13 protein-coding genes are annotated in these 23853 nt (G+C 41.9%); 4 read left to right on the top strand and 9 right to left on the bottom strand.

The window, feature by feature from the left end; translation table 11 throughout:
- The first annotated feature begins 368 nt into the window (after positions 1-368).
- On the top strand, positions 369-824 hold the full coding sequence (locus tag QWY93_RS04815; RefSeq protein ID WP_290247041.1) for an ester cyclase: 456 nt from the start codon (positions 369-371) through the stop codon (positions 822-824).
- Between the two features lie 279 nt (positions 825-1103).
- Here the strand turns inward: QWY93_RS04815 and QWY93_RS04820 are convergent, their stop codons facing one another.
- Positions 1104-1268 (bottom strand): hypothetical protein, encoded by a 165-nt coding sequence (locus tag QWY93_RS04820; RefSeq protein ID WP_290247042.1) that lies wholly within the window; start codon positions 1266-1268, stop codon positions 1104-1106.
- 1075 nt (positions 1269-2343) lie between these two features.
- Between QWY93_RS04820 and QWY93_RS04825 the strand changes: the two genes are divergently transcribed.
- Positions 2344-2673, top strand: coding sequence for a nucleotide pyrophosphohydrolase (locus QWY93_RS04825; protein WP_290247043.1), 330 nt, complete (start codon positions 2344-2346; stop codon positions 2671-2673).
- The gene (locus QWY93_RS04830; RefSeq protein WP_290247044.1) at positions 2670-4862 is read left to right on the top strand and encodes a DNA/RNA helicase domain-containing protein; all 2193 of its coding nucleotides are present in this window, start codon (positions 2670-2672) and stop codon (positions 4860-4862) included. The genes QWY93_RS04825 and QWY93_RS04830 overlap by 4 nt, the downstream gene beginning before the upstream one ends.
- Before the next feature lie 228 nt (positions 4863-5090).
- Here QWY93_RS04830 and QWY93_RS04835 read toward each other — a convergent pair whose 3' ends face one another.
- From QWY93_RS04835 to rplU, 8 genes are all read right to left on the bottom strand, one after another.
- Positions 5091-7127, bottom strand: coding sequence for an aceric acid hydrolase (locus tag QWY93_RS04835; RefSeq protein WP_290247045.1), 2037 nt, complete (start codon positions 7125-7127; stop codon positions 5091-5093).
- A 340-nt stretch (positions 7128-7467) separates the two neighbouring features.
- Positions 7468-9816 carry a DUF5703 domain-containing protein gene (locus tag QWY93_RS04840; protein WP_290247046.1) on the bottom strand — a complete coding sequence of 783 codons (2349 nt, stop codon included), beginning with the start codon at positions 9814-9816 and terminating at the stop codon, positions 7468-7470.
- Between the two features lie 1212 nt (positions 9817-11028).
- A complete protein-coding gene (locus QWY93_RS04845) occupies positions 11029-12450 on the bottom strand; it encodes a sialate O-acetylesterase (protein ID WP_290247047.1) in 1422 nt (473 codons plus the stop codon).
- Positions 12451-12953: 503 nt separating this feature from the next.
- Positions 12954-16394, bottom strand: a complete 3441-nt coding sequence (locus QWY93_RS04850; protein ID WP_290247048.1) for a glycosyl hydrolase — start codon at positions 16392-16394, stop codon at positions 12954-12956.
- Between the two features lie 145 nt (positions 16395-16539).
- Positions 16540-19788, bottom strand: coding sequence for a glycoside hydrolase family 2 TIM barrel-domain containing protein (locus QWY93_RS04855; RefSeq protein WP_290247049.1), 3249 nt, complete (start codon positions 19786-19788; stop codon positions 16540-16542).
- A complete protein-coding gene (locus QWY93_RS04860) occupies positions 19778-20926 on the bottom strand; it encodes a glycoside hydrolase family protein (RefSeq protein ID WP_290247050.1) in 1149 nt (382 codons plus the stop codon). Before QWY93_RS04860 ends, QWY93_RS04855 begins: the two co-directional genes overlap by 11 nt.
- Before the next feature lie 570 nt (positions 20927-21496).
- Positions 21497-21757, bottom strand: coding sequence for a 50S ribosomal protein L27 (gene rpmA / locus QWY93_RS04865; RefSeq protein ID WP_290247051.1), 261 nt, complete (start codon positions 21755-21757; stop codon positions 21497-21499).
- A 36-nt stretch (positions 21758-21793) separates the two neighbouring features.
- Positions 21794-22105, bottom strand: a complete 312-nt coding sequence (gene rplU, locus QWY93_RS04870) for a 50S ribosomal protein L21 (RefSeq protein ID WP_290247052.1) — start codon at positions 22103-22105, stop codon at positions 21794-21796.
- Positions 22106-22839: 734 nt separating this feature from the next.
- Between rplU and QWY93_RS04875 the strand changes: the two genes are divergently transcribed.
- Positions 22840-23823: a ribonucleotide-diphosphate reductase subunit beta gene (locus tag QWY93_RS04875; RefSeq protein ID WP_290247053.1), complete on the top strand. Its 984-nt coding sequence runs from the start codon at positions 22840-22842 to the stop codon at positions 23821-23823.
- Positions 23824-23853 lie beyond the last annotated feature (30 nt).

Raw genomic sequence — 23853 nt, forward strand, 5'->3', positions numbered from 1 at the left:
CTAAAGCACCCCAGAGGGATGCAATAAAAATAACCACGGGTAAGCCTAAAAGGCGCCACCCGGGGAATAAAGCAATAACCTTATCCAGCATTAGCCACCAACAATCTCAATGTTGCAAACCCTTTTCCGCTAATGCCCAGGGCTTTTAATAGAGATTTTAACCTCTCGCGGTGACGTATTTCGAGTCGAGCCTGTTTTCTTCAATACCCAAACAGAACCCGCCTATCAACTCTTTCACAAATTATTATACCGTTAAAATACTTACTAAAAGATTTTTACTACACCAAAAGCACATATCACCCGATTATTTTGTAAATTTGCATTGGTTATCCCCATGGATAGAAAAGGATTTAAATGCAAATCAATCCATGAATACAACAGATTATAAACAACTGATCAGGGACTCCTATCAGGTCTTTACAAGCGGGGATGTCAGTGTGTTGGATACCTATTTCAACAGGGACGTGGTCAATCATACACCTGACCACAATGTCCCATCAGTTAAAAAAGGAATTGACTATTTTAAAGAGCAACTGAGTTTTTACTTCAGTGCTTTTTCCAATATGTCAGTCGATATTAAAGAAATCCTTGGGGAAGGTGACACCGTAATTTCCTATGTCACTGTTAAAGGTAAACATACCGGTGAACTTCTGGGTACCCCACCTACCAACCGGGAAATCAATGTAGATTTGTGCGAAATGTTCAAGTTCAGAAACGGCAAAATTTCCGAATACTGGGGCGTATTTGACAATTTGGCCTTTTTGATGCAGCTTGGCGTAATTACCGAAGAAGACCTTCACAAAAAAGGAGGCGCTTTAATCTAAATCTTATTAGTTGATCCGGAATGGCTTTTAAGGTTTTCACTTTAAAGGCTAGCAGGTATTACAATTTAAATGAATGGGGATAACCAATGTTTCAATTCAGCCAAATTTGGCTGAATTGAAACAACTGTTTAACCTCCAATTTATATTTCTTCTTTATTTTTCATATTACTTTTTTGCTTCAGGTCAAAAAAGTAATCAAAAAACCCCGCCGCTGTGCATCTTTTGGCTAAATTTTAAGCCTCCCCACGCACAGCCAAACTCCTCCTTTGTGTGAAGCATCTATTGTCTTTTTGCAGCATCACCGTCAGACATGCCTGTGCCCTTTGCATCCCACTTCTTAAATTTCTTAACGCCAAAACCTGCAAGGCGGAAAAACAACCTACTATCCCGATAAATACGCAAAAGTTGATTTTTGAAGTCAACAGTTGACGGTCCACTGTCCACAGCCGTTTTTCGTTTTAAATTTCAGCAATTCGATTAATAAAGGCGTCACTCCGAGGCTTAGGACAGGATGGAGCGGGGAAAGCCGTGGGAGTCTCGCAATTTGGTCACTGGCCGTTTCTAAGATTATGCCCTAACGGAAAGGCTGGAATTCTTCTTTTAGAAGGTTCAAATTCTGTATAAAACAAATAGGAATGACATTTAGCAAAATAGATTATATTTCCTTCTTACTTTTTCCATTGATGAAAAAGTAAGCATCCCGATAGCCATCGGGACTAGGCTGTGGGCTATGCTTCAAATTGGGCCAATCATCTTGGCGATAGCATTTGCGGATACCCCAATTTGATTTTAGGCCAATTGTTCCGGACTAAAAATAGGTGGATCTTGCTCGCCCACTTCGCAAGCTAACCTATTTTCTTAACGTCCTCCTCAATTTCCCTAAAACCGCATACCCCAAGGCCGATCAAGGGGATTGCGAACAGGAGCTCGGCGGAGTGTATACATTATTCCTACTCTAAAAGGCATCATCAAATATTATTTACGTCAATTCGAATAAATTAAAACGTCACTCCGAGGCTTAGGGCTGGATGGAGCGGAGAAAGCCGTGGGAGTCTCGAAATTTGGTTACTGCCCGATTCTATGCTTATGTCCAAACCGAAAACCTCTGGAAGGCCTGACATTATTCTTTTAGAAGGTTCCAGTTCTGTATAAAACGAATTGACATTTAAAAAATTAATTATATTGCCTTCTTACTTTTTCACTTTAGGGCAGTCTCGTTTACTTAAGCTTTACCGTCCCCGACGAATTTCCTATTGCATAGGAAACCACCTTGAGACTTGTTTATGCTTCAGGAAAATACTCCCGCACAAAGCTTCTTTCACCCTCTAGAATATTTTGGTATCTTCGATACCTGATACCCATGCTGGGCTCTCAAATTGGATATAGCCCCTAGAGGGTAACACCCAAAATTCAATTTATTCTCCTAGGGTAAGTTTTTTTTTAATAAAAAGAATAGAGGTTCATAAACCGCCTTATACCATATGCATTACCGATGTGCTTAATTCTAAACAAGAAAAATATGAATGATATTAAAGAAATAACAGATGCACTGATTAAGTTCAGGAATGAAAGGGATTGGGAACAATTTCATAATCCCAAAGACCTTTCTTTAGGTATCAGCATTGAAGCTGGCGAATTACTTGAGCAGTTTCTTTGGAAAGATTCTCCTAATGCAAATACAGAAAAGGTCAAGGAGGAGCTTGCAGATGTTTTAGCCTATGCTTTTCTTTTGGCTGAAAAGTATGATTTCGATGTTAAAAAAATTGTACTTGAGAAGATCAGGAAAAATTCGGAAAAATACCCAGTAGATAAAGCGAAAGGAACAGCTAAGAAGTATAATGAGTTATGACGGGGTTTTCAATTCAACATCATACCTTTAACACAGGACTTTTTGATCAGTTAAAAACAGATCACTATGCTAAAAATCTTTGGCCAATCGTTTACATTCTTTCTGATATTAACATTAAGGAGGCTTATGTTGGCGAAACTACCGACACTTTTGCAAGAATGAATTCTCACCTAAAAAACAAATCAAAGAAAAAACTTACTTCTGTCCACTTAATAGGTAGTCCCAAATTCAATAAGTCAGCAACATTGGATATTGAATCCAATCTCATTAAATACATGTCAGGTGACGGTAATTTCCAGCTAATCAATGGGAATTTAGGCCTTGCAAATCACAACTACTATCAAAAGCCTGAAGTTTATTGGAATCTCTTCAAATCAATTTGGGATGAGCTCAGGACGGTAGGTTTAGCAAAACATTCTCTGGAGCACATTGACAATTCAGATTTATTCAAATATTCTCCCTATAAAAGCTTGCGTAATGAGCAAGTTTACGCATTATACAAGATGTTGGAGAGCATTTTATACGATAAATATGAGATTGTCCTTATGGAAGGTGGCGCAGGAACCGGCAAGACTATACTGGCAATTTATCTCTTCAAACTGCTTGCAAAAGACAATGAAGATTTTAACTATGGTGATTTTGGTGACCATGAATTCGAATTCTTGAATCTAGTAAAACAGATCAAAAAGAAATACCCTAATCTCAAAATGGGATTTGTCGTACCCATGTCTTCATTTAGAGGAACAATGAAGCAAGTTTTTAAAAATATTAAAGGTCTCAAAGCAAATATGGTTATTGGGCCGGCCGCAGTCAGTCGTGAAACATTTGATATACTGATAGTTGATGAATCACACCGGCTGAGAAAGAAAAAAAGCATAGGTGCTTACATTGGTGCCTTCAATAAAGCAGCTAAACGATTACAGTTAGACCCTAATGAAACGAATGAACTTGAATGGGTCACTTTACAATCAAAAAAAACTATACTTTTCTATGATGAGAATCAGTCAATAAAACCTTCCGATGTTAATAAGGAAGATTTTAAGAAATTAAAAAAGAGCTCAAAAACCACCATTAAAAAACTTAAATCACAATTCAGAGTATTGGGAGGTAATGATTATGTTGATTTTATTGACAAATTATTGGGATGTAAATTCCCAAAGGAAGGGAAGAAGTTTAATACTAAAGCTTATGAATTACTTCTGTTTGACTCTGTAAGTGACCTGGTATCCGAGGTAAAACAACGTGATAATGAATTTGGCCTATCAAGGACTTTAGCTGGTTTTTCATGGGAATGGATTTCCAACAAAGAAGGGCAAAAACATTTTAAAGACATTAAGATTGGTGAAACTGAATTAAGATGGAATGCAGTCACTGAGGATTGGATTAACTCTAGTAATGCAGTTAATGAGGTAGAATGTATACATACAACCCAAGGGTATGACTTAAATTATGCGGGCATCATTTTGGGACATGAGATTTCCTATGATAAGAAAAATGGTAGGATTGTTATTATTAAAGAAAATTACAAGGATTCTACAGGAAGACAAGCCGATTCTCCAGAACAATTAAAAGAATACATTGTAAACATCTACAAAACTATGATGCTTAGAGGGATTAAAGGGACATATTTGTATGCCTGTGACCCTGACCTGAAGGATTATTTGTCAAAGTTTATCCCATTAAAATTATCTAAACCATCAACTCCAATGGTGGAATTTCTCCAACATGACGAAGTAATCCCCTTTGAGAATGCTATTCCTGCATATAGACTTGATGTAGCTGCCGGTCAATTTGGTGAAAATCAAAAAGTGGATGAGGTTGATTGGGTAAAACCTCCCCAATCTGTGCGGATAACTAAAGACCATTTTGCTTGTAGGATTGTAGGAGAATCTATGAACAAAGTTATTCCAAATGGTTCCTATGTCATTTTTAAAAAGTATAGCGGAGGCTCGAGAAACGGCAAAATAGTACTTGTTGAACACTCAGACTTACAAGATCCAGAATTTGGTTCATGCTATACCGTAAAAGAATATGAAAGCAAAAAACATATAAGTGAGGATGGTTGGAAACATGAATCCATAATTCTAAAACCAATTTCTAATGACGATGGATACGAAAATATTATCCTTTCAGATGATCAAACTTCGTATTTTAAAGTTATTGGGATTTTTGAATGTGTAATAAAATAGAACTAATTTACATCAAAGGATGTAAACCTATGGTAAAAAAAGATTTCAGAAAGTTTATTACTCCTAATAAACTTTCTACTCAGCTGGCAGAAAAGGTTTCCAAAAGCCCTGCATTTTTTTAGGCATAATGCTAAAATTCTGGTTCTTCAAAAAAATCCCCCCCCAACCAAAAAAAGGTCAGACCCCTTAACCTGACCTTTTTTCCATTGTTAATTTTCCTCAAAAACCTTAATCCCTTTCATAAGGCAACCAAACCATCATTTCACCTTTGCCGCGGTTGGCCCAGCTGTAGTAAGGGACCAATCGGATGGCTCCTTTTTCATAGGGGTTTTTACTTATCTCTTTATACAATTGCTTGTCCCAATCGCCTTCTTTTTGGTAATATACCTCTCCGGTAAGGCTGATCATTTCACTGTTGCCGATATTGAATTTTTCCGGGCTTAGCTTTTCATCCAAATCGATGATAATATCATCCACCGTTTTTCCTGCTGGCAAATCCATGGATTCTACACAGTACACTACCGGGCCTCTTTTGATGGCTACCTGGCCTTTAGCCTGCTCCACCAAAGGATTGGCGGCCATATATTTTACCGGCATCTCCAAAACCAATTTTACCTGGTCTCCTTTTTTCCATTTTCTATTAACCTCGGCATACTTTCCGGAAACCAGTTCGATGGCCTGCTTTTCCCCATTGATTTCCAAAGCTGCATCATCACACCAGCCTGGAATTCTAAAGAAAAGCGAAAATGCTTTATTAGGCACTTTTTCCATCTTCAAAGTAACCGTTTCATCCCAGGGGTATTCGGAAGTTTGCTTAATCTCTACTTTCTTTCCATTCAAAAGCTCAGTTTCTAAGTGGTTGGTACCATAGAGATTGACATAAAGTCCTTCTTCATCCACACTGTAGGCATAATTATTTACCTCCGCCAAAGTCCGGGTTACATTGGGTGCACAACAGTTGGAGATAGAAATATATCCTTCCCGCACATTCGGCCAACGCAGTTGGTAAGGCAGGTCATCCTTGGCACTTAGCGGATTGGTGTAGAAAAACTCAGTTCCTTGCAGGCTGACCCCGGAAAGCACACTATTATACAGGGACTGCTCCAGGACATCCACATACTTGGCATCTCCGGTCACTTGCAACATTCTCCAGTTCCACAGCATATTGCCGATATTGGCGCAAGTCTCGTTATGGGCTGCTGCATGGGGAAGTTGATAAGGCTTGCCATAGGCTTGATGGATTTTCTGTACCACGGTAGGGTTATAAGAAGTACCATTTGGCGAAACCCCATCATACAAAGCACCACAACCACCGGTGATGTACATTTTGCGGTGCACCACATCATCCCAGATGGATTCCAGGTTTTGGAGCAATTTTTCCTCACCGGTTTCTGCATACAAATCCGCTACCCCGGCATAAAGATAATTGGCCCGAACCGCATGGCCCATGGCTTCGGTTTGATCCCTGAAAGGCACCCTGTCTTGGTTATCATCGGTGCCATCATCGGTCTTACCGCGAATATCGATCAGGTTTTGGGCCAGTTCCAGGTACCTTTTATCACCTGTAGTACGGTACATTTCCACCACACCCATATAGTGGCTGGGGCAAATGGCATTTCTGGCCAGTTGTGGGGAAGCCTTTTTATAGAAGTCATAAAGGAAGTTGGCGACTCCTTTGGCCACATTCAGGAAATTGTCCTTTCCGGTAGCCCGGTGGTGCACACAGGCCGCGGTCATCAGGTGACCCATATTGTATTTTTCAAAGCCCAACTGCTTTTGGAGTTCTTCCTCTCCTAAAGTCCCCCATCTTTCCTCAATCAAAACAGGGGTATGCAGGTAACCATCTTTCCTTTGGGCCTTTTCAATCAATGCAATGGCCTTATCCATTTTGGCATCGATTTCCGGATCCTGCGTTTCCGCATAAAGGGCGGCCATACCTTCAAAAATTTTATAGAAATCCCCGTCATGGAAAGAAGGGCCATCAAATTCCCCCTTCATCAGTCCTGCGGCAATCTCAAAATTGCGCACCGCATGAGTTTCCTCTGCATCATGGTAGAGATCCCACATAAAAGGAAGGGTATTTTCCTGACTCATTTTAAACTTTTCACCCCAAAAGCCACCTGTCCAGGTGACATCCTGCATGTCCACACTTTTCAACTTGGCATAGGGACTTTGGGAAGTATTGACCAGGGCTTTTTCCTGGGCATTGGCTGAAATGGCTGTTAGCCCTATTCCAATGCCTGTGATTAAATATTTTAGGTTCATATTTTTTATTAGTATTTAGTAGCTAGTCTTGAGTATTTAGAATTTGGTTTGGTGTCTTTTAATGGGTTTAGTTTTATGATTTAAGTTCTTTTTTCTTAACCGTCACTGCGAGGCTTTGTAGGGAATTGAGGGGAGGAAGCCGTGGCAGTCTCATATATTAAATACGAAATTGCCTGCCTACCGCAGGCAGGCTTCATTCCGTTTCTCTCCATTCGCAATAACGGTGGAGACCTTAATCCTTTCCTTTTTTTATCTACGTCAGTAATATTGTATTGCGTCCAGCGTCTTGAGTGAGCGTACTCACTACTAACAATAAAATCTCCTTTCTCACATCTCAAATCTACTCCCCCAACATGATTTTCTCCTGCAAACTCCATCCTAACAAATTCACCACATCCATCTCTCTTTCCTTTGGCGTAACCTTTAAGCTTTTCAATTGCCCGTCTTTTAATTCCCCTTCGATGGTGGTTTGGTAAGGGGCATGAAGCTTGAACTGCACATCCCAATTTTTGGGCCAGGCGGGGAAGAGGTAGATTTTTTGATCATCGGTTTGCAAAAGCATTTCCTGCATTCCGATCATACCTGATCCGCCCCAATTATGGTCCGGTACCCAGTCAAATCCAGGACCCCAGAATGCCGGAAACCGCCGTCCGGAATCCCCCATTTTCTTTAATGTCAAGCGGGCAGCTTCCTCTGTCAAGCCCATTCGTGCAGCGAAAATATTGTCCTGCTTCCAGCCCACATGGCTTCTAAATTCAAGCGCATCGGGATCATATTGATAGGTATTGATGGCAGTCTGCAAATCTGGTCTTCCAAGGCCATAAATGCCCCAGGGATAAACCGGGTAAAGCTGCGGGGTTTCGGTATTATTCACCCTTTCCCAAAGCTTTGCGGGGGCAATCACCTTATGTCCATCAATTTCCCTATAACTCAATGGTGGCAACCGGTCCAACATGCCTTCCCAGTGGTTGACCTGGGTACTGTCCAGATAAGGCAATTCCAAAAGGCTTTCAAGGATAGTTCTTAAGCCCGCAATGGTTGAAGTGGCATTATAGGCCATCTTGTAGGTTTCATTAGCTGAGCCAGGGTAAAGCACCAAATCTCCATTTTGATCCAGGGTCTTGGCGCCCCTGTTTTCGGCAAGGTATTGATAATGCTCATCAAAAAACCGGAGGCAACTTTCAATAAAAGGCAAATATTCTTTGATAGATTTACCGGAGTATTTTTCGGTTTCCAGCATCATCTTGCAAAACTCCAACACGGTATCCCATTGGTATTCCAGCCAGGCATTGTACTGCATGCCAGGATCATAATCTTCAGGCCGGTCCCATCCATATTCTGCCGGGTTGGGCAAGCCAAAGTTTTCCAGTTGTTCGGTAAAGCTGGCCCCATCATGCCCCCAATACAACTGGCTTCGCAGTTTGGCAATTTTCCAGGACCTGAGGTAAAAGTCAAACTGGGGTTTCATCATGTCAAAATCCCCTGTCCTGACCATGGGAAAATAAACCAGGCGTTGGTTTTGAGCCGTCATGGTGCCTCCACCCCAATTTCTGTGGTCAGGAGTAAAGGGCATATCTTCTTTGGTATGAACCGGGTCAACGGTAAACAAGCCGCCGTTAAATTTGGTCGGATAGCTTCCATAGGCATTACAACCCAGCATATAGCGGAAAAGCTGATAATTCTTGCCTATCTGCCAAACGGTATCATTTTCCATCTTATTGCCCGGATCGGTAATCAAATAACTCTTTTCCCAATATGTTTTCCACCAGGCCTGGGTATTAGCTTTGGCATATTTGGTTGAGCGGACTTGGTTTTGAATCAAGCTGTCCAAACCAGACTGCCATGTATCTTGATCAGGGGTCTGCTTAGTGTGGAGATAAATTTCCAGAGAATGTTTTTGGGCTGGTTCTTGGCTGGCCAGTTTCCAGGATTTAAAATCAGTATCTTGGTAAACACCTTGTTGATTTCCGGAAGGTTCCAGATTATCCCCTTTTATCCAGCCCCCAAAGGTCAAATTCCCAATGGGATCCATCATCTGGTCTTTGACTGTTTCCATGCCTTGCTGCCTGACAGCCACATCAAAGACGGTGTTCTCATCCCGGTTATGGTGGTAAAACAACACCCCACTATTAGAGAACTGAATGCTATCCTGAAAGGTAATGGTTTCGCCCTGTGGGGCCCATTTATAGGAATTGGCATTATTGGCCGCTCCTTTGACCGGCCTGTTTTTATAGCGCCAGCTTTCATAAGCGGCTTCCAGATTTATCTTTTGCGCACTTTCAACCTCCACATGGATCACGGGCTGAAAAACATCCACCCAAAGGTCAATGGCGGTTTTTCGGTTGCCTTCCCCAGCTTCAATATGGATGGATCCTTTTTCCAAATCCAATTCCTGGCGGAAATGGCCATTGGTTTTAAAAGGGTTGGGGGAAAGTTTCATCCTTACCCGGCCCAGCTTCAAAAAGGTATTGTGCTCATCAAAAGTCCCACTGCGGGAAAAGTAAAACAGTAAATCGCCATTCTCCACCCAGACATTGAGGCCAATATCACCCCCACCCAAAGGCATGGATTCACTGGAATTTTCACTCATGGAAGTCCAAACAGGGTTATAAACCTTCAAATCCTGGGCATAAAGCAAATTGCCCGGCAACAATAAAAAACTAGTCAGTAAATAAAATACAATCTTCATTTTTCCTCCAATATGCTTTCAAATTAAAAAAATCAAGGCGAGTGACTTTCCTGTGCTATGCTGTTGAGTCTAGATGGGAGATATAAGTATTGAGTTGTGAGATTGGTCAATGTTGACGATTTCGAGCGGGACCTTCGTTCTGTGGCTTACGTTTGGAAGATCGGTAATGGAAAGGTTAGGGAGGGTGATCGGGGCTGGACATATTGGGTTAAGGATGCTGGTCGGGATTTGAAATCCTTCTCGAGCCTTTTTTCACTTCACCAAAATGATCATAAACTTTTACCCCTGAAATAAAAAAGTCCTGAAAACTGAAAGTTATCAAGATTGGCGGGCTACTTTATAGGCATCTGTTTGATCGCACATGAGTAAATAAACTAAGAATTTGGCTTTATTTTAAGATTCTTACTTTTTCCATTGATGAAAAAGTAAGCAAAAAATCTAGGCTGTGGGGTATGCTTCAAATTGGGTCACTCATCCATGCGATTTCAAATTTTGAGGCCCCAATTTGATTTTAGGCTAATTGTTCCGGACTAAAAATAAGTGGATCTTGCTCGTCCACTTCGCAAGCTAACTTATTTTTTTAACGTCCTCCTCAATTTTCCTAAAACCACATACCCCAAGGCCGATCCAAGCGTTTGAAACTCCAACCTGAACAGGATTTGCAATTCCTTTTTGCTCAATAAAAAAGTCCCGCTGCTATACTGACGGGACTATAATTCAATATTTGATAAAAACACTGATCGATTAAATTTAAGGTCACTGCGAAAGCCAAAATTACTTGAATACAAAAGAGCTGAATGACGAAGCTTTCGTAGGGTTGTCATTCCGACAAAGGAGGAATCTCTTATTTAAACGTTATTGGGTGAGATCCCTCGTTACCTCGGGATGACAAATACGATTCATTTCACTACGTGGGAGTTTGACAGCCCAAATTTTTAAAGCGAGATTGCTTCTCTCCCCGTCGCGGCGGATCGATCGCAATGACGTTTTTAATTTGTGGTTCCGCCTTCGTTATTCGTCACTGCCTGCCTGGCCGGTAGGCAGGCGAGGCTTGGGGGTGTGTTGTGGGGAGAAAGCCGCGGCAGTCTCGATTTTTGAAGACGGGATTGCCACACCCTTTTCCCCACTTTCACCACCACGCATAAGGGTTCGCAATGACGTTTTTAGATTATATTCCTGTCCATTTTAACCGAACTTTTGATAGGATTCCCCCTACCAATCATCCGTCCTAAAGGAACTCAAGGGCAATCCTCCGGTGCTGAAAACTTCGCCTACTACAAAGTCCTTGAAAGCATAGCGGATGGCAACCGGATCGCTTACATGGGGAGAGGAAAGCAAAATGGATTTTCTTCTTAACTCAGCTGTTGCTGGATAAAAACGCTTATCTTCACCTGCTATTTCAAAACTTTTTACTTCCTTCCCATAGGAAGTAATACCGTTGGGAACATTGTCAAAGGCAACTACTACCGTACTTCCTTTGATTTCCATGGCCTCAAAGGTTGGGCTGGAATACTCAAACCCTTCCAAACCATAGGTTTTGGCCAGGGCCCAATAGGCCAAACGGTGCCCACCGGCTTTTTTATCTGCAGGGTGGATATTGTTTTTCTCCCCGATATCCATCAAAACCGCCATACCGCTGTTGGGTATACGCTTGCCGGCTTTTTGTTGGGCTTCCCTGAGATAAGCAGAATTGTTCTTTTCGATCACCCGGTCAGGAGTAAACATGCCGTAATTGAATGGTGCAATTTGGGCATAGTAAAAAGGAAATTCACCCATGCCCCATTCTTTTCTCCATTCATCCACCATGGTCACCATCAATTCTTCATATTGAAAGGGACGGTCATAATTGGATTCCCCTTGATACCAAATGGCACCTTTGATCCCATAGCCAATGACTGGGTGAAGCATCCCATTGTACAAAGCAGTAGCTGTCCTGTTGGGATCCCCAAAGTCTTCCTTGGTTTCGGGAATCTCAATTTCGTCTTTAAAATCTTCCAGCATTTCCTTGCTCATCCAGGCTTCAATATTGGATCCTCCATAGGAAACATGCACCAAACCAATAGGCACATCCAATGCCCTGTAAAGCTGGGTCCCAAAAAACCAGGCCGTGGCACTGAATTCCGAAACCGTGGAAGGCTTGGCCACTTCCCATTGGCCTTCAAAATCCTGGGTGGTTTCTATGGTGGCGTTTCGAGGAACGGTAATCAGGCGAACGGATGAATTTTTGCCATTGACGATAGCTTCATTGCCACCTTTCACAGGCTGGGCTGGAAATCCTTTTAATGGCATTTCCATATTGGACTGCCCGGAACAAAGCCAAACCTCTCCAATCAGGACATTGTCCAAAGTCAGGGCTTCCCCATCATTGATCTCAATTTGAAAGGGACCGCCTGCCTCTGGGGTAGCCACTTTAATTTTCCATTCTCCCTCCTTATTGGCAGTGGTTGAATAACTTTTGCCATTCCAGGAAGTGGTTACCTCCACACTGGCACCACCTTTAGCCCAACCCCAAATGGGGGCGTCTATCTGCTGCTGTAAAACCATATTGTCGGAAAAAATGGCGGGCAATTTTACTGCTGCTTTTGCAGAAAAAGCCACTAAGAAAATCACGAGTAGTGCGAAAATATTTTTCATGGTTATTAATATATTTTTAGTTTTTCAATTTTTGATTTAATGGTTTGCTTCAGATTTTCCGGTTGCTGAGCGGAGTCGAAGCACCGATAAATCCTAAGCATCCGAAAATTGGATAACAATTGCACTCGCTATACGTCACTGCGATCCCGAACCCTGTGGAAACAGGGAGCGGGAGATGCAATCTTGTCTTAAAATAAACGAGATTGCCAAACCCTTTGCAAAAGGCAAATTACCGACATCAATTTTTTACATCGCATAGTAAATGGCCAAATGCATTAGCGGAAAGTAGAATTCTATAGTCACATTATTGGCTGCTAATGCTTAAAACCTTAACCAATTACACCCAGGGTTGCACCTCCTACGTCGGCTTACCCTGGGCTATTTTTGTTGCACCCCTCTGGGGTGCGTTTTCGATTTTTGATTTCTCCAAATGGCTTGGCCTTGCTTGAATTCCACCAGGCATTGTCTTTGCCCAAACAAAACTAAGGTCATTAATATTGGGCTCAATCACCCTCCTTTTCCAAAATCCTCACAGGCCCCAACAAACCGGCTTCCAGGGGTTCTCTGCCTTCCATCCTATCCAAATCGGCAATGGTCTGGGTAAACCTTTGATCTTGGGGTAACTTCAAATCCCCAATGATGCGGTTGGCCCAGGTATTGGTCACCCTAATTTCCAATTTATTTTCTCCTTCTCTAAGTGCCTTGGAAATATCTACCTGATATGGGAAAGTCCAGGCCACGCCACAAGGCTTATCATTCACTTTTACCGAGGCAATATTGGCCACTTTTCCTAAATGAAGCCAAATTTCACTGTCCTTATCCCCTATCCAGTCAAAAGTGGTGGAATAAGCTGCTGTACCGGAATAATACTTCACACTGTCATTGGAATGCTGGCTCCAGTCCTGGAGAGCTGTCATCTTGATGGGGTTTTGAGGGCCTCTTTGGGCAGAATCAAAAGAAACAGTCCATCCACCTTCAATTTCGCTTAGCACTTCATATTCCGGCCAATTGGTACCTTCTTCTTTTTCTTTCTGTTCTGTTTCCTCTTTGAATATCACAAATAAGGAACCATTTGCAGGAAGTTTTACAGGAATAATAGTTCTTCCTGATTCCATTTTCCAGTTATTTACTGGATATTCTCTATCCCAAACAGGATCATAAAAAACAGGTTTCCTTCCGCTTAGCCTGAATGATAATTCCAGTTCTCTTTCAATTTCTTTTTGATTGGAAATAAAATAGACCTCTTCTTCTGCACTTTTTCTATGGGCAAAGGCTAAGTCTTCATTTCGATTTCCTTCTTTATCCCTGGCAATTACATCCGGAGAAATCCCCAAAGCTTCAAAAGTACTTTGTTCATAGGGCAATTGCACCACTTTTCCTTTACCCACTTTCCAGCTTTTGATTTGCGGTTTGGTGTCGGCATTTGCTGAATACCCAGCCCATAATTCATCTGTGAATTGGGCCAAGTCTTCTGCACTGCTTTCCATCCCCCAGGTTTCTGTTGGCTTTTCATCTACCAATACAGTAGCACCTGCTTTGACCAATTCCAATATCCTCTGGGCTACCTCCACTGACATCAACTCCCCACTGGGGTTCATTTTTCTGCTTCCAGGGAAAACCAATACGGAATAGCTTGCCCCTCCGGGGAAGACCACTTTCCCCTCTTTTACCTCAGCCAATCGTAATAAGGCATCAGCACTAAAGGAGTCATAATGATAACCCCTCAATGGATCTGTCCAATCCTCCGCATCCGCCATATTAGCCGAATGTTTTACCCCTGCGGGAATCACCCTTGTAGGCTGCCCTTGATTTTCCCATCGGATCCTTTCGGCCTTCACCCTTTCTTCACCAACAATTCCTGGTAAAAACGGCACCAATCTCTCCGGCAAAACGGAACGGCTGGGAAGTTCTTCCCCTGAAAAAACTGCAATATCCACCACTGGTTTTCCCTTTTGAAGTTGGTATTGGGTGCGTTGGGCATAATCCACCCAGGCTCTTCCAGGCTCCCACCAGGTTTGATCTCTTTGGAAATAAAGCCCAATACCATCCAGGGTCATGCCTGGCTTTCTATCCAGCCAAGGGTTGTGTACAAAAACATGGTAAAAAAAGCGGTTGATTCCCAAAGCGTAATTCCGGTCTCCCAGGGTTTTTAACATGCCTGGATATTCATCCCAATCCATACGCAATTGGGTAAAGGCCTCTGCCTGGATGATCTGTTTTCCATAAATATGGCCTCCGGAAATGGCATCCCGCATATCATTGGGTTTGTCATGCGTTGGGCTGTTGAGCCAAAATTCCCCGGAAGGATAATCGATGTATTTGAAATGCTCAATACCATGACTCACCATAGTAGGGGCCACATTTTCAGAGCTGAATTTCATACCGTTTTTCTCCACCTCCTCTTTTAAGGTGCCAAAGAAATTGTCCATGATCAATTCAGAAATGGTCTTCCGCAAATCATAAAGCACCTTTTCGGAAGTTGTTGCATCCACCATGGGAACCCCGGCCATCAAGGGTAGGTAGGGCAAAATATCATAGCCCCTTCTCTTCTTGAATTCTTCCCGGAAAACAGGGGACCAATTTTGGCTACCTGCTTCCCAGCTGTCGATGTGAAAAATCTTGAGCACCTTCTCTGCCATTTCCGGTCCAGCAGTTCTGATGGCCTCCCCAAACCATTCGTCAAATTGTAGCTTCACCGCTTCTGCATTGAACTTATCCACTTCCAGTCCTTTGGCACCGCCACCGGTATAATTGGTATGTCCGGTTGAGGTGTAACCAAAACGCATGATTTTCCATTTTCCCTCAGGAGCTTCCCAGTTTAATTGTCCATTTTCATCCATAAATTCGGACACATTGACCATTTCATCCCTAGAGATACAAGTTCCTTCAGGCAATAATTCTTTATCGGCCCTTTCACTGATTCTCCAAACTGCCGCAGACTTTCCCTCATATTGATTGATTTTGGGACTGGAAGAAAGGGTAATGGTTTTGACTTTTAAAGAAGGCTTCCACTTGGCTGCATCCAAATCTTCCGCGCCGGGTTCCGTTCCTTCTTTGTCATAGATAAAGCGGAAATATTTAGCAGTGGTAACAGGAATGCTGTGGGTATACCCATAATCCCAATCCTGCCAACCATGGCGGGGTGGTTTCAACCGGGTCACTTCCCGGAAGTTTTTACCATCATCACTTACCGTAATTTTAAGCCTGTGGGCCTGATAGCTGTTTCCACTGGTTTTGATACGAATGGATCTGCAAGTAAATGGCTCATCAAATGCATATTGGATCCAAGCCTCATCATTGGTCCCAAAACGTTTGTCATTTTCCTGATCCACCAATAAAAAGTCCAATTCCTCTTCATCCAAACTGCTGCTCACCATGGGCTGCTTTTCTGCAGAATTGACCTCAAACCCCGACTTTACAGGATAGGCAAATACCGCCAAATCCTTGTAATAATCTTTATAGCTTTCGGGTTGGGCCAAATCCAGGTTTAAGCTTTTTCCTCCCTGAACCAAGGTATCGGACCAAACCACTTTTTGCATGGAAATATCGGGGGTAATCCAGGGGCCACCGGCAACAGCAAAGCCATCGCAAGCATGCATGGCCAATCTTAAATCCAAGCGGTCAGCTTCCTCCATTGCATGCCGGACCATCTCCCACCATTCCTCAGAACCTTGTAAAACAGGGCTGTCGGTCAATGGTGGATCAGCTGGACCTTTGATGGACATCAAAAATGCCCCGGCAATGCCTGCTTCTTTCATTGCCTCAAGGTCTGCTGTAATCCCCTCTTTGGAATAGGTGGAATACATCCAGTACCAATAAACCCAGGGCTGTGAACTTTCATAGCTAGGTTCAAAGGTATCCATTTGAGACTCCTGTCCCTGCTTTTGACAGGATATCAAAAGGGTTCCTACTAATAGAAAAATCAAAAGATTACTGCGGGCCATATTTTTAGATATGAGATGTGAGAAATTAGACTTTAGACGTTTTTAGAAAATAGCCCTCGTTTGAAACGAGGGCTATAAGCTTTGAGAAAATAACGAGAGCTATTTCCCTCTTTATTCTTTACTCTTGATGCTTTGTTCTTTCCAGTTATTTGATTTCCAAATAAAACGTATAGCGGTAAGGTTTGGCTGGGATTTGATATTGCTCCAGTGGTGCTGCAACTTCTGACCAACTGTCATTACCGCCCACCCCCATTTGAATTAGATCAATATTGACGGTAATGAAACCTGCATCTTCCAATTCATAAGTATGCTTGGCTTCATTGATATTTTCTTCGGTATAAGGCCAGGCACTCATGCTCAAAAGACTGTCTGCGGTAATGGTAATTCCATCCTTTTTATCAGGGGTAGTCAATTCCATCCAGCGAACATCCGTACGGTTGCCGTTTTCTTGGGGCATAACATAAGGCTCCATAAACTTTTCTATTGGCTGGCTGTAAATCCCCGCCAAAAAGCCGTGGTTCTTATCTATATAATTTTCTACGGGTCCTCTGCCATACCAGGTGATCTGATCATATTCTCTTTTAATGCCCATTGACATGCCCACTTTTGGAATATTGGGCATGTCATAAAGTGGAATCAAGGTATAATCCACTTTGACCTGGCCTGAGGGGTAAACGGTGTAATTAATGTCCACCATTGCCTTTCCTTGGACCAGGGAATATTGGCTTTTTATCTTTACTGCTCCATCTTCCAATTTGGAAGATTTCAAGTCAGTCAATTTAGGCTCCGCTTCATACCACTCTTTTAGCTTTTCATGAGGTTTCCAGCCTTTTCGGTCATTATCAGTCAATGGCCGGGTAAATAAGGGCATCAATGGACTATAAACCTGCTCCTCACCTTCCACCAAATAACTCAGAAGGCTGCCATTATCCTTTCCAAAACCTATCTGGAAATCTTCACCTTTCACCAAAATGGAATTCCCCTCTTCTTCCAAAACCAAAGTTCCATCTCCTTTTATTACTTCAGGAGCACTCCCTGGTTGTAGTCGAAACTGCTGTTGGGCAATCACATGACCTTGTTTGGCCCATAATTGATCCTCTGGCAAGGTGAAAGTAAGATTGGCCAGGTATTCTTTTCCTTTCACTTTTTCCTCGAAATATTCATTTAGGTTCAAAACACTGTCCTTGCCGGCTTTCAGCTCCAGATTTCCCAAATTACGGATATCCATAATTTTTCCTTCCTCCAATATCTCCAGGTTCAATTGATAACCTTCCAAAGACTTATCCGCATGTCTATTCAGAATTTTCACTTTGAATGCTGTTGTATCCACCAGGGTCATTTCGGCAGGTTGATACACCCATTTGCATTCATAGATGGCGGATTTGGGCCTTCCATCTGCGGCAACAATTCCATTGATACAGAAATTTCCATCATGGAGCTCCTCTCCAAAGTCACCACCATAAGCGTAAAATTCCTCCCCATCCTCGTTGGTCTTCAACAATGCCTGATCTTTAAAATCCCAAATACAGCCTCCAATCACTTGGGGAAGAGAGCGGAACTTGTCCCACAGCTCCTTCATATTTCCAGTGCTGTTGCCCATGGAATGGGAATATTCGATAAAGACAATTGGCCTATTATCGGCATGTTGATTGACCAGTAACTCAGGGGTAAATATTCCGGGATAAAACCGGCTAACCATATCCACATAAGGTTGGTCGGTAGGCACCTGAATCCTGTGCGAATGGTCTTTAGGGTAATCGGGATGGTTGGGTGGGATATAGCCATCTACCCTGTGATTTCCCTGTGCAGGTTCATAATGCACGGGACGGGTAATGTCAAAGTCATGAATCCATTCGGCCATTGCTGCATGGTTGGGGCCACGGCCGGCTTCATTTCCGAGGCTCCAGAAAATAATGCTGGGATGGTTTTTATCCCTTTGCACCATGCGGGTAACCCTTTCCATAAAGGCATGTGTCCACTGGGTGTCATTGCTGAGTTTCCCTCCTATCCCATGGGTTTCATGGTTGGCCTCATCGATGACCAAAATCCCATATTCATCACATAATTCATACAAATATGGATCATTAGGATAGTGACTGGTCCTGATCGTATTAAAGTTAAATTGCTTGATGGTTTTTACATCTTCTTCAATATCCTTCCTGGTGAGGGCCTTGCCCCTTACCGGATGGTGATCATGTCGGTTGATACCATATATATAGGTTTCCTTTCCATTGATCAAAAGTTTGCTATCATCTTCAGCAAATTCAATGGACCTGAAACCCACTTTACAACTTTTTGCTTCTAAAATCTTTCCGGATACATCCTCCAAACTTAACACCAGGGTATAGAGGTAAGGATGCTCGTCGCTCCATAAATGCGGAGACTTCACTTCTTTTTCAAAAAGGCCAAATTTCACATTGTCCAAGCGGGGATAACTTTCATTCAGAATTTCCTCCACCTCTTTGGTCAAAGGCTTATCAAAAACAGGATTATTCTCCTGGTCAAAAAGTTGAACTTTAAGTTGGCTATCAGGCACCCTTTCCCCGGTCAGGTTTTCTATTTTTGGCCGGAGGCTAAAGGTGGCATCCTTGTATTCTTCATCCAGCTCCGCCTGCCAATGGAAATCAAAAATCCGCAGTTGAGGTTCAGCCATCAGGAAGACTTCCCGTTGGATTCCGCTTAATCGCCAGTGGTCCTGGTCTTCCAAATAGGAAGCATCGCTCCAGCGAAGGACCTGGACAGAAAGGACATTTTTACCTTTTTTAAGGTAAGGACTGATATTAAACTCGGAAGGCAAAAAACTGTCTTCCCCATAGCCTACAAACTCTCCGTTGAGCCAAACCTGAAAGGAAGAACTTACCGCCCCAAAATGAAGGGTGACATTCATTTCCTCCCAATTGGCAGGTACTTCAAAAGTCCTTTGATAGGAACCAACCCCATTATAGTCATCAGGAACATAAGGGGGATTGATGGGCCTAAAAGGATAAACCGCACTTTTATAGATGGGCTTATCATAGCCTTTCAATTCCCAATTGGAGGGAACCTCGATTTTATCCCAGCCTTGAACCCTGGATTGATAAAAATCCTTGGGTGCTTCATATAGGTTTTGGGAAAACTGAAAGTCCCAATCGCCATTGAGCATAAGGATCCGGCTGGTTTCCCTATCCCCTTCCAGGGCATCCTCTAGACTTTTGAAAGAATAAGCAGTGGCCCGGGCAGGTTCCCTGTTGATGCTCGTCACCAGGGGATTTTCCCAAGGGGCAAAATGATATTTCACCGGCTTTTCAGGTACAGCAGCCGGGTCCCCTGTGACAGTTTGGGCTGACAGCGGCAAAATACTGCCCAAAATGCCAGCCCAAAATGCCAAAGCAATTTGAATCTGCTTATTCCTCATGCCTGATAAAAGTCAATTCGCTTTTTCCTAAATCTTTAGAAGTAGCAACGGCAATGCCCCTTTGGTGCTTTTCGTTTACCGCACAGTAATAATGATAAACCACGCCATCATGCTTGACTACGAAAGATTTATGGGCAAATACAGCATCATAATCTTCAGAAGGCTGGATCAGGTCTTCACCTTCCCAGTCTACCCAATCAATCAGGTTATTGGAAACAGCAAATCGGTTAAATGCACCATCACCTTCCCTGTCCGGCCAAAATGCTCCAAAGTAAAACATCACATAAAGGCCATTCATTTTTTGGATATAGGCATCACCGGATATTCCCTTGTGGTGATTGATCAAAGGACCATCACCATATCGTTCCCAGTTTTTCATATCATCAGAAACAGCCATGGCAATTCTTTCGGCCCCTTTACCTGGATTGATACTGTCTCCCCTGGCATTGTAATACATGATAAATGGATGTCCGGTGTATTCCTCCTTATCACGAATTACTGAATTCTTATACATGGTACTGTTGTCATACCAACGGGCGCTTTCTTCCGTTGGTGTCAGCACTGGTTCTTCCAGTCTTTCCCATTCATGGGCAGTAGTTGGATCTTTTTCGGTATAAGCCATACCAATGGAAAGGATTCCTGCTTCATAACCTCTTGAGTTTCCGCCAAAATAACTCATCCAGTATTTGTCATCATACTTATTCAGCTCATAGCTACCTCCCCATTCCATATCCTGCAAGGCGATGTAACCTGCTTTTTGGTTCATATCCCAATCAGTGGTATCAGAAAAGGACATGATTTTACCTTTATCTTCCCAGTGCAAAAGATCATTACTTTCTGCCAAATAGGTTTCATAACCTCTTCCTCCATATATCAGGTAGGTCATGTACCATTTGCCATCTTTCTTGAAGATGCTGGGGCAATCCATTTTGAGGTCATTGCTGGGCGGAACTTTTACAAGTCCGTATTTATAAGGAGTTTTGATTTCTTCATAAACTTCCTCCATTACCTCATCTGTAATTTCTCTGGAGGCCTCCTTTTTGGCATTTTCTCCTGATTCACTTTTGCTACCTGAACAGGCACTTGCCAGACCAATCAAAATGGCCAGGCCCATAAAATATTGTATAGATCGCATCATATTTAATAAAATTCACGCAGCCCTGTTGCTGACTATTTATTCTCAGTATTTAAAATTACTAAATGCTGAATATTTACTTTCCTGTGGTTTCATGGGAATGGATAGATGGGGAATTAAAGGAAAGTATTAGAAGACAGTTTTTTCAAAAAAATTGAGAGGGGGGTTGGGGATTGCAAATCCCTTGAATTCTAAAGGTCCCTTGTCGGCAAACCAGGATCAGCTTTGCCGACAAGGGACCACCTTAGTGGAGCCGGCCTAGGAGGCTTATCATAAAAATTTGCAAAAAAATTAATCTCTAAAAGAAGCCTGCCAAGGCTTCAACTGCAATAACCCTGGGTAATACCTGTGGAAGCTTTAACCTGGAATGCACACCAACCCCTTTGGGGGTTGAACAAATCTAACCGTATGAGAAACTCAAAATTTATTTGAAAACTATTATTGCAAATCCCCTTATTCGAAAGGCCAGCTCTGTCGACTAGTGACCAACCAAGATTTCCATTAACCTTAAAAAACAAAAAAGGCTGGCTCAAATAAATGAGACAGCCTTTTTTTATCAATTATCTTTAAACCTTATGCTTCAGCGGGAATTACGCTTACATAAGATCTACCATCATGCTTTTTCCTGAATTTTACATTACCATCCACGGTAGCAAAAATAGTGTGATCTTTTCCAAGCTTCACATTATCACCTGGATGATGTTTTGTCCCTCTTTGTCTAACAAGGATATTTCCGGCAACAACAGCTTCACCACCGAACTTTTTAATACCTAGTCTTTTACTATGGGATTCTCTACCGTTTTTGGAACTACCGACACCTTTCTTGTGAGCCATAACTTTAAATGTTTTAGGGTTATCTAAAAGAAAACCTTATAGTTTAATATCTTCAATTAGTAATTTGGTGAATTCTTGTCTGTGACCATTTTTCTTTTTGTAACCTTTTCTTCTTTTCTTCTTGAAGACGATTACCTTGTCACCTTTTACATGATCAAGAATTTTACCTGATACCTTAGCGCCATCTACGGTTGGGGCGCCTACCGATACTGTACCGTCATTTTCTGCCAACAGTACTTCATCGAACTCAACGGAAGCGTCAATATCGCCTTGCAATTTAGGAGCATAGACATATTGATCTTTTGTTACTTTGAACTGCTTTCCTGCTATGTTAACTATTGCGTACATATAAGAACTTTTATCGAAATTTGAGGTGCAAATATAAACACCTTTTTGATAAGTAAAAAACCTGCCCAAAAATAAATTAAAAATCCTAGTAGTTAATCCTCTCTGGCCTCCTAAATTAAAGTAAAAACCACCTACTTATTAGGTCCCTCTATTCAACCTTAAGGTTACAAATATTAAAAAAGTAAAAGAAATTTCTATCTGCTTGCCACAATTCCCTTTTAATGATTTACCAAATGTTGGCTGCCCATTAAATTTTAAAGAAAATTTATCCATTTTTGCTTGTGTATTTTTACAATTTGAGAATCAATCAGTTGAATACATATTCCAACATCCCAAGGCCAAAATGGGCAATAACCTTCTGAAATCAAGCATTTTGCACCACTCACCAAAACTTGACCATCGGTCAATTTTGTCTTGAATTTAGGTTTGAATTTTTTTTTTAATTTTTTTCAAAAAACTTTAACCCGCCTGTTTTGAGGGATAAAAATAAAAGTATCACTTTAACTAAAATATTATTACAATCTTTTTTACAGTCACTTACATCATTTTTGACTATCGGTCAATTTTTGGCTATTTTGGGATGTATGCGATTTTGTTTTTAAAAATTGTTAAGGATATTTGTTCAGAGGCTCTTCGAGAAAATATGAATAACCACTAACCATTTCACCCTACAAAGTGTTTATAGAAGGAAGCCAAAGAACCTATAGAAGTTAAAAACAAATAAAACATAAGTGATGCAGAAACCAGAACCCATATTAGAACAAGGAGACAATAGCCGATTTGTACTTTTCCCAATCCAACATGATGATATCTGGGAATTCTATAAAAAAGCAGAAGCCAGTTTCTGGACAGCAGAAGAAATTGACCTAAGCCAGGATCTGAAAGACTGGAAAAGCTTGGCTGATGGGGAACGGCACTTTATTTCTCATGTCTTGGCCTTCTTTGCTGCCAGTGACGGAATCGTCAATGAAAACCTGGCGGAACACTTTGTTGCAGAAGTTCAATACACAGAGGCAAAATTCTTCTATGGGTTTCAGATTGCTATGGAAAACATCCACTCTGAAACTTACAGCTTGTTGATTGACACTTATATCAAAGATGCTGCGGAAAGGGATAAACTTTTCAACGCCATCGAACATTTGGATTGTGTCAAGAAAAAAGCCGAATGGGCATTGAGATGGATCGACAAAGGAAACTTTCAGGAAAGGCTGATTGCCTTTGCTGCAGTTGAAGGTATTTTCTTCTCCGGGTCTTTCTGCTCAATATTCTGGTTAAAGAAAAGAGGTTTAATGCCAGGCTTGACCTTCTCCAACGAGCTGATCTCCAGAGATGAAGGCCTGCACTGTGATTTTGCCTGCCACCTTTACAACAACCATGTGGCCAATCAACTTCCCAAAGAAACCGTATCTGAAATTATACAGGATGCTGTGACTATTGAAAAGGAATTCGTAACTGATGCACTTCCGGTAAGATTGATTGGAATGAATGCAGATCTTATGTGTCAATATATTGAGTTTGTAGCCGACAGGCTTTTGGTGGAATTAGGCTGTGAAAAAGTTTGGAACAGTACTAATCCTTTTGACTTTATGGACATGATTTCCCTGCAAGGCAAAACCAACTTTTTTGAAAAAAGAGTGGGAGACTATCAAAAAGCAGGCGTAATGAAGGGTAAAGATTCATCTGATTCCGCCAAGTTCTCTGTAGAAGAGGATTTTTAAAATTTCTTTCTCCACCTAAACCTAAAAGAG

The sequence above is a fragment of the Echinicola jeungdonensis genome (assembly GCF_030409905.1).
Lineage (GTDB): Bacteria > Bacteroidota > Bacteroidia > Cytophagales > Cyclobacteriaceae > Echinicola > Echinicola jeungdonensis.